Origin of the sequence: Syntrophorhabdus sp. (assembly GCA_012719415.1) — a bacterium.
Classification (GTDB): domain Bacteria; phylum Desulfobacterota; class Syntrophorhabdia; order Syntrophorhabdales; family Syntrophorhabdaceae; genus Delta-02.
The window spans coordinates 1-3,110 of record JAAYAK010000208.1 but is presented as its reverse complement, the minus strand read 5'-3'; the positions used below and the strand labels follow the sequence as shown (position 1 = coordinate 3,110).

Annotated in this window: 5 protein-coding genes; 2 read left to right on the top strand and 3 right to left on the bottom strand. The window is 57.9% G+C overall.

All coding sequences use genetic code 11. The annotated features are described in order from the left end of the window. Positions 1-411 (top strand): OFA family MFS transporter (locus GXX82_12170; GenBank protein ID NLT23794.1); only part of this gene is annotated, 411 nt, incomplete at its 5' end. Between the two features lie 78 nt (positions 412-489). Here GXX82_12170 and GXX82_12165 read toward each other — a convergent pair. After that, complete coding sequence (locus GXX82_12165) at positions 490-912, bottom strand: hypothetical protein (GenBank protein NLT23793.1); 423 nt, start codon at positions 910-912, stop codon at positions 490-492. A 28-nt stretch (positions 913-940) separates the two neighbouring features. Here GXX82_12165 and GXX82_12160 point away from each other — a divergent pair, with 28 nt between their 5' ends. After that, on the top strand, positions 941-1,450 hold the full coding sequence (locus GXX82_12160; GenBank protein ID NLT23792.1) for a (deoxy)nucleoside triphosphate pyrophosphohydrolase: 510 nt from the start codon (positions 941-943) through the stop codon (positions 1,448-1,450). Positions 1,451-1,583: 133 nt separating this feature from the next. Here the strand turns inward: GXX82_12160 and GXX82_12155 are convergent, their stop codons facing one another. Both GXX82_12155 and rlmN read right to left on the bottom strand, forming a co-directional pair. Next, positions 1,584-2,087, bottom strand: a complete 504-nt coding sequence (locus GXX82_12155; GenBank protein ID NLT23791.1) for a PaaI family thioesterase — start codon at positions 2,085-2,087, stop codon at positions 1,584-1,586. Continuing rightward, the coding region (rlmN, locus tag GXX82_12150; GenBank protein NLT23790.1) for a 23S rRNA (adenine(2503)-C(2))-methyltransferase RlmN at positions 2,084-3,110 on the bottom strand (1,027 nt) is incomplete at its 5' end. The genes rlmN and GXX82_12155, both read right to left, overlap by 4 nt.

Below are 3,110 nucleotides of genomic sequence, written 5' to 3'. Positions count from 1 at the left end.
GTCGGTGCCATGAGCGTCGTCGGGCGGTTCTCCCTCGGGGTCCTGACCGAAAAGTGGGGGATAAAACGCTCCTTCATCATAATCCTCTGCTGCCAGTGCTTTACCATGCTCCTTCCCTTCCTCGGCAGCTCCCAGTGGCAGCTCTGGGCGTTCGTCGTCATCTTCGGGTTCGGATACGGGGGCCTTGCCTCCATATTCCCCCTTGCCCACGCCGAGCTCTTCGGTGTGAAGGCCATGGGTTCCCTCTTCGGCATCTCCCTTTTGGGAGCCACCATAGGCGGCTCCGCCGGCCCCCTCATCGCCGGCTTCTCCTTCGACATCACCCGCTCCTATTTTACGGCCTTCGGCGCCGGCGCGATCTCAATAGCCATGGCCATCATTCTCGCCACGGGGATTAAAAAGAAGGGTTGAGAAGAAGGTTCAAAAGTTCAAGGGTTCAAGGGTTTTTTCTCTTGAACTATTGAACTCTGGAACCCTTGAACCCGTTTTTCACCACGCCCACTTCCCGTCGAAGACGATGCCCTGCTTGTTCACGTAGTACGCCCTTTTTCCCCTGTGGAGGATGGTCTCCGTTTTGGGATTCGTCCAGCGCAGACCGCTCGCGTCGCGCCAGGCACGGCCTGGGGTCTCGTAGGTGGATTCCCACGTCCATTCGTAGACGAGGACCCTGTTACCCTTTCCGTCCGTCTCCCAGCGGTCCGGGTTGCCGCGGGCCTGAATGAGGTCCTGCATGGGGCGCCCGACAAATGCGTTTATCTCGGCATTCCTGCTGAGGACCCCACATGCAGTCAGCGACAGGAACAGGTAACACGCGGCGGCAATGATGAAAAACCGCCACAGCCAGGGTGAGATGCGCGTTGTCGTCGATCCGGTGATGGGTACCGGGGATGAGAGCGTTCTCCTTGCTGCCACATTGTCTCCTTTCTTTCCAATGTGACAGATGGCGAAGGAAAAAGTTCCCCTCCCGGTGAAGGAGAAGGTGCATCCGGCGCTCGTGGTAGGCTTTGACATCCCGATGCTCTCGTGCGATATTATTCTTCCGATGACCGACCCCGATTATCTGCCTGTTACCGCCGCCGTTATTAAAAAGGATGGCAGGATACTCATAGCCCGCCGGAAACTTCCCTTTCCGGGTCGCCCCTGGGAGTTCCCCGGTGGCAAGCTCGAGGACGGCGAAACCCTCGAGGAGTGCCTGAGGCGAGAGATACGGGAGGAACTCGGTATCGAGATAGCAGTGGGCCGGCTCATATCATCGAGAAAGCATGTCCTCAACTGCCAGTCGGCCATCATGCTCTACGCCTATGAAGCCCGCCATATCTCCGGCGACATCGTCCTTGCGGACCACGACGAGATTGCCTGGGTCGACCCCGAGGGTCTTGAGGCATATTCCTTCCCAAACCCCGACCGGGACATCGTCAAGGACATTTTGAGAACAGGGATGAGCGACTAGTAGTTGAAGACGCAATCCTTGGCTTCTAAAGAAGAATCCTGGAAAGAGCCGCTTGAGCGTTGGAGGCGGAAAACTGGAAAGAACGGCTTCATTCTGTCGTCAAGAGAATGAGAGCCTTTCCCGCTCAAGCGGTTCAAGCTGTTTGATCGGTTTCCAGGAGCGACAGGAAATAGTCCTTTATCGCCGGCGTCGTTGTCGAAAAGTCGAAGCGGTCTATGAAGGCATCCATGGCAAGGCCCTTGCCTTCGCGAAAGACGGCGTTCAGCCGCGCGTAGACCTCGCCCGCGGGGTCCTCTATCCAGGCCGTGGAGATGATATCCCTGTCCTCTATCCTCAGCATCTCCGCCTTCGCGCGGTAGGGAGCGCTGCACATGATGGGCTTGAAGAACTCCATCTCCGCCTTTCTCGTCATGGCGACGATCTTCGTCCTCATTACGATGGCATACCAGACGATGACGTCGAGGATGCCGAATATCATGCCGCCATGAAGGACCTCGGCGTAGCCCTCGAAGCGGTTATCTATGAGGAGGTCGGAGTAGACGATGCCGTCCTCGTGGAATATCTGGAGCTGGAGCCCGTCCGGCCTCTCGGGGCTCAGGAAGAAGGATTTCTTGTATGCCGGAAGTCTGCCGTTCATGATGTCACCTCGGAAGCTGTCGTCTCTTTTTTGTCGGGGGCAGCGGGGTCCGGGGCACCTCCGAGGTAGCCCATGCCGAGCTGCCCGCATGCCCCGCCCACATCCTGCCCGCGGGAATCACGGATGATGACGGTGAAGTACCGGTCGATGAGGTACTGGTGGAACCTGTCCACGTCATCCCTGTCGGGCCGTTCGAATTCGGTGTATGACGATGGGTTGTAGGGTATGAGGTTGATCTTGCACTTCACACCCGTGAGCAGGTCCGCGAGCCTTTTCGCGTCCTCCAGGGAATCATTGACTCCCTTGATGAGGATGTACTCGAAGGTGATCCTCGTCCGTTTCGTCCCCTTGAAGCCCCGCACGAAATCCATGATCCTGCCGATGGAGTAAAGCCTGTTGATGGGCATCAGCATGGACCGGGTGTCGTCGTCCGCGGCATTGAGGGAGATGGCGATAACGGCGGACTTTGCGCTGAGCGTCTTGAGCCCGTCGACAAGCCCGACAGAGGAAAGGGTGATCTTGCGGTAGGAAAGGTCGAGGCCGCTCTGGTCCTTCAGGATGTCGAGGGCACAGGCAACGTTGTCAATGTTGTCCATGGGTTCGCCCATCCCCATGAAGACTATATTGGTCAGAGGGCTCTTTTCGGCCTTCTTCAGGTATTCCCGCACGGTGATGACCTGCCCCACTATCTCCGCCGCACTGAGGTTCCGCTTGAAACCGATCTTGCCCGTCACACAGAACCTGCACCCCATGCGGCATCCGATCTGCGTGGAGATGCAGAGGGTCACGCGTGTCTTCTCGGGCATGATGATGACTTCGATCACGTGCCCGTCCCTCGTCATGAGGGCGAGCTTCGTCGAACCATCCCGGGAGGGCTTCTGTTCGGCTATGGGCATGGTATCGAGGGAGAACATCTCCGAGAAGACGCTCCTCAAGCTCTTGGGGATGTTCGTCATCTCCCGGAAATCGAGGTTCCCCTGGTTGTAGACCCAGCGGAAGAGCTGGCGGGCGCGATACTTCTCC

Coding starts and splice junctions, on each gene's coding strand:
- GXX82_12160 (NLT23792.1), top strand. CDS start 941: ATGGCGAAGGAAAAAGTTCCCCTCCCGGTGAAGGAGAAGGTGCATCCG.
- GXX82_12155 (NLT23791.1), bottom strand. CDS start 2,087: ATGAACGGCAGACTTCCGGCATACAAGAAATCCTTCTTCCTGAGCCCC.